We start from the raw sequence: 4729 nt of genomic DNA, 5'->3' as shown, positions 1-4729 counted from the left end.
CCTTCGCGCCCGCTTTACGCCCCTGATGACCGGTGTGGGACCGGTGGAGGCCGGTCTTGCCGCCGGCGCCGCCCTGGCCCGCCTGGAGGCCCGGGGCGAGACGCCGGACCTGGCCGTCTGCCTGGGCTCCGCCGGCTCGCGCACCCTGGAGCAGACCGGGGTCTACCAGGTGGCGAGCGTCAGCTACCGCGACATCGACGCCTCGCCCCTCGGCATCCCTGCGGGCCTGACCCCCTATCTCGACCTGCCACGCGAACTGCCGCTGCAGGTCCTGCTGCCCGACCTGCCCGCCGTGCGCCTGTCTACCGGCGGGGCGGTGATCTCGGGGGCCGCCTACGACGCCATCGACGCCGACATGGTGGACATGGAGACCTTCGCCGTCGCCCGGGCCTGCATGGCCCATGGCGTGCCCCTGGCGGGCCTGCGCGGCGTGTCCGATGGCGCTGCTGATCTCAACCACATGGATGACTGGCAGGCCTACCTCCACATCATCGACGAGAAACTGGCGGCGGTCGTGGACCGCATCCTGGCGGCGGCGGCGAACTGAGGGCCCAGCCCCTTGACTGGCGTAGGGTCAGCCCCTCGAAATGGCCGTCAATTCCTCCGCCAGCGGGGAGGATAGGGGACGGAAGACGCATGAACCTCGATTTCTCCGACGACCAGAAGCAGCTGCAGGACCAGATCCGCCGGTTCCTGTCCGAGAAGTGCACCCCGGCGGTGGTCCGGAGCGGGCTTGAGGGCGGCGAGCCCTTCGCCCGCGACCTCTACCGGGGCCTGGCCGAGATGGGCGTCCTGGGCGTCGCCATCCCCGAGGCCTATGGCGGCGTCGGCCTGTCGCACCTGGAGCTCTGCCTGGCCGCCGAGGAGCTGGGCCGGGCCCTGGCGCCCGTCCCCGTCGCCTCGTCCATCTACCTGGCCGCCGAATTCCTGCTGCAGGCCGGTTCCGAGGCCCAGAAGAAGGCCTGGCTTCCCCGCCTGGCCAGCGGCGAGGCTGTGGGGACCTTCGCCTTCGTCGAGGGCCAGGGCCGGATGACCCCTGACAAGGTCGCCGCCGCCGTCCGCGACGGCCGGCTGACCGGCGCCAAGTCCCCCGTACCGGACGGCGACATCGCCGACCTGGCCATCGTCGCCGCGCGCTCGGGCGCCGGGCGGGGCGAGATGGCGATCAGCCTCTTCCTCGTCGACCTGAACGGCCCGGGCGCAGCCCGGGAGACCCTGACCTCCATCGACCCGACCCGCAGCCAGGCGCGGCTGGTCTTCGAGGGCGCCCCGGCCGAGCGGCTCGGCGGCGAGGGCGAGGGCTGGGCCATCGCCAGCCAGGTCATGGACCGGGCCGCCATCCTGATGGCCTTCGAGCAGGTCGGCGGGGCCGACCGCGCCCTGGAGATGGCCCGGGACTACGCGCTGGACCGCATGGCCTTCGGCCGCCAGATCGGCTCCTTCCAGGCCATCAAGCACATGCTGGCGGACATGTATGTCTCGGCCACTCTGGCCCGGTCCAACTGCTACTACGGCGCCTGGGCCTTGGCCTCGGGCAGCTCGGAGCTGCCGGTGGCCGCCGCCACGGCGCGGGTCTCGGCGACCCAGGCCTTCCAGCACTGCGCCAAGAACAACATCCAGGTGCACGGCGGCATGGGCTTCACCTGGGCCTTTGACTGCCACCTCTTCTACCGGCGCTCCAATGCGCTGGCCCTCGCCCTCGGGTCGCTGTCGACCTGGGAAGACCTGCTGATCGAGCGCCTTCGCGGCGCCAATACCCAAGCCGCCTGACGGAGCCCCGACCATGGATTTCGAAGACACGTCCGAGGAAGCCGCCTTCCGCGCCGAGGCCCGCGCCTGGATCCAGGCCAACGCCCCCAAGCACCTGGAAGCCGAACTGAAGCGCGCCGGGTTCGCCTCCAGCGGCATCGAGAGCGAGGACCCGCTGGCGGCCGGCAAGGCCTGGCAGAAGAAGAAGGCCGAGGCGGGCTGGGCCTGCCTGAACTGGCCGAAGGAATACGGCGGGGGCGCCCGGAGCCCGATCGAGCGGGTGATCTGGGGCCAGGAAGAAGGAATCTACGGCGCCCTCTCCAGCCCCTTCATCATCGGCCACGGCATGTGTGGGCCCACCGTCATGGCCTGGGCCTCAGAGGACCATAAGCGCCGCCTCCTGCCGCCTTTGGCCTCCGGCGAGGAGATCTGGTGCCAGCTCTTCTCCGAACCCGCCGGGGGCTCGGACCTGGCCGGTCTGCGCACCAGCGCGGTGAAGGCCGAGGACGGCTCCGGAGACTGGATCATCAACGGCCAGAAGATCTGGACCAGCGGCGCCCAGTATTCTCAGTGGGGCCTTCTGATCACGCGGACGAACCCGGATGCGCCCAAGCACAAGGGTCTGACCATGTTCTTCCTGAGCATGTCGACCCCGGGGATCGAGGTGCGGCCCATCAAGCAGGCCAACGGCCAGTCGGGCTTCAACGAGGTCTACTTCACCGACGTGCGCATCCCCGATGACCAGCGTCTGGGCGCCGTGGGCCAGGGCTGGGAGGTCTCCCTGACCACCCTGATGAACGAGCGCCTGTCCATCGGTTCGGGCATGTCCACGGGCTTTCCCGAACTGTTCGACTTCTGCCTCGAGGCCGAGGTCGATGGTCGGCCGGCGGTGGACGATTCCGCCGTCCGCTCGCGCCTCGCCCAGTTCGCGGTGAAGCAGAGCGGACTGAAGTACACCGGCATGCGGGCCATCACCGCCCTGTCCAAGGGCGAGACCCCCGGGCCGGAAAACTCCATCGGCAAGCTGGTGGCCGGCGCCACCATGCAGGAGCTGGCCATGTTCGCCCTCGACCTGCAGGGACAGGCCGGCGTGGTCCAGGACGAGTCCTCGCCCATGAACGCACGGTTCCAGCAGATCCTCATGCGCTCACCTGCCACGCGGATCGAGGGTGGCTCGGACGAGATTCTGCGCAACATCATCGGCGAGCGCGTCCTGGGCCTGCCGGGCGATATCCGCGTCGACAAGGACGTTCCGTTCCGCGACATTCCCACCAGCGGACGGAAATAGGCCCGGCCCGACAGGAGACGCCCCATGCCCAGGCTTCGAGGACTTCACCACCTGGCCTTCAGCACCGCCGACATGAAGGCGCAGATCGCCTTCTTCAGCGAGGTGCTGGGCATGCGGCTCACAGCCCTGTTCTGGATGCACGGGGTGCCGGGCGCCTGGCACGGCTTCCTGGAGCTGGACGACAACGCCTCGGTGGCCTTCGTCGCCATGCCGGACAATGCGAAGGGCAAGAGCGAGCTGGGCTCCAGTCATGCGCCCCACGGCGGGGGGCCCTCCGCGCCCGGGACCATGCAGCACGTGGCCTTCAACGTGGAGTCCATGGACGACCTGATCGCCTTCCGGAACCGCATCCGGCAGAACGGCGTGCCGGTCTTCGGGCCCGTGGACCACGGCTTCTGCCAGTCCATCTACTTCGCCGGGCCCGAGGGGCTGAACCTGGAGATCTCCACCTCGCTCACTCCGCCGGACCCGGACGAGTGGATCGACCCCGAGGTCGTCGCCCTGGCGGGCATCTCCGCCGAGGAGCTGGCCGCCTTCCGCAACCCACCGGCCGGGCCGGGCGCCAGGCCCGAGACCCCGCAGCCGGCCTTCGACCCGGCCAAGCCGCACCTGAAGTACCCGCCGCCGGTCTACGAGAAGCTCCTGGAGATGCCTGACGAGGTCTACATGGCCCGGGCCTCGTACAATGAGCCGCCGGTGCGGAAGGTGGCGGCGGACCCGGCGGAATGAGCGAACGCCCCGCCGTCACGCGGACGCCGGTCACCATCGTTTCCCGCGACCCGTCGGCCTTCAGGGACACCTATGGCGGAGCCGTGGGGCTGGTGGCCACCGGGGCCACCCTGATCCGGCCGGAGACCCCGTCCGACACGGTGCTGGTCACCATGCATCCCATCGGCGGGACCGGCGGCCTGCCGGTCATGCGCCTGTTCGCCGAGGCCGGCGTCCACGTCCTGGCCGCCGACAGTCGCTACCGGGGCGTCGACAACGCCCTGATCATGGAAAAGGTCGCCCTCGACCTCGGGGCTGCGGTGCGCCACGCCCGGGAGAAGCTGGGCTACGCCAACGTCATCCTGCTGGGCTGGAGCGGCGGCGGGGCCCTCTCCGCCTTCTACCAGGCCGAGGCCGAGCAGCCCTCCATCACCCACACCCCGGCGGGCGACCCCCTGTCCCTGGCCGAGGCCCGGATGATCCCGGCCGACGGGGTCATCCTGATGGCCGCCCACGTCTCGCGCCATTGCACCCTGACCGAGTGGCTGGACGCCTCCATCCTCGACGAGCAGGACCCCGACCGGCGCGACCCGGCCCTCGACCTCTATGGCGAGGCGGTCCGACCGCCCTACGACGCGGTCTTCCTGGACCGCTACCGGGCCGCCCAGGAGGCGCGCAACCGGCGCATCACCGCCTGGGTGAAGGACCGGCTGGAGACCCTGCGGCGACGCGGCCGGCCCAATGACGAGTTCGGCTTCGTCGTCCACGGCACCATGGCCGACCCGCGCTGGCTCGACCCCGCCGTCGACCCCAACGACCGGGCGCCGGGGGTCTGCTACCTGGGCGATCCCCGGGTGGTGAACATGAGCCCCATCGGCCTCGCCCGCTTCTCCACCCTGCGCAGCTGGCTCTCCCAGTGGAGCCTGGACGACGCCCGCGCCGACGGGCCGCGCTGCCTGTCCCGGGTGAAGTCGCCTGTCCTGG

Annotated in this window: 5 protein-coding genes; all 5 read left to right on the top strand. The window is 70.7% G+C overall.

The genetic code is table 11. The annotated features are described in order from the left end of the window. On the top strand, positions 1-547 hold a 547-nt coding region (locus IM632_RS13255; RefSeq protein ID WP_296552444.1), incomplete at its 5' end, for a 5'-methylthioadenosine/S-adenosylhomocysteine nucleosidase. A gap of 89 nt (positions 548-636) precedes the next feature. Continuing rightward, positions 637-1770 (top strand): acyl-CoA dehydrogenase family protein, encoded by a 1134-nt coding sequence (locus IM632_RS13250; protein WP_296484158.1) that lies wholly within the window; start codon positions 637-639, stop codon positions 1768-1770. A 13-nt stretch (positions 1771-1783) separates the two neighbouring features. After that, positions 1784-3037 (top strand): acyl-CoA dehydrogenase family protein, encoded by a 1254-nt coding sequence (locus tag IM632_RS13245; protein ID WP_296484161.1) that lies wholly within the window; start codon positions 1784-1786, stop codon positions 3035-3037. A 24-nt stretch (positions 3038-3061) separates the two neighbouring features. Beyond that, positions 3062-3766, top strand: a complete 705-nt coding sequence (locus IM632_RS13240; RefSeq protein WP_296484165.1) for a VOC family protein — start codon at positions 3062-3064, stop codon at positions 3764-3766. Continuing rightward, the coding region (locus IM632_RS13235; RefSeq protein ID WP_296552442.1) for an alpha/beta hydrolase at positions 3763-4729 on the top strand (967 nt) is incomplete at its 3' end. The genes IM632_RS13240 and IM632_RS13235, both read left to right, overlap by 4 nt.

It is taken from the genome of Phenylobacterium sp. (assembly GCF_020402505.1).
Classification (GTDB): domain Bacteria; phylum Pseudomonadota; class Alphaproteobacteria; order Caulobacterales; family Caulobacteraceae; genus Phenylobacterium.
The sequence above is the reverse complement of the archived record's forward strand: the minus strand, read 5'-3'. Positions and strand labels throughout refer to the sequence as shown.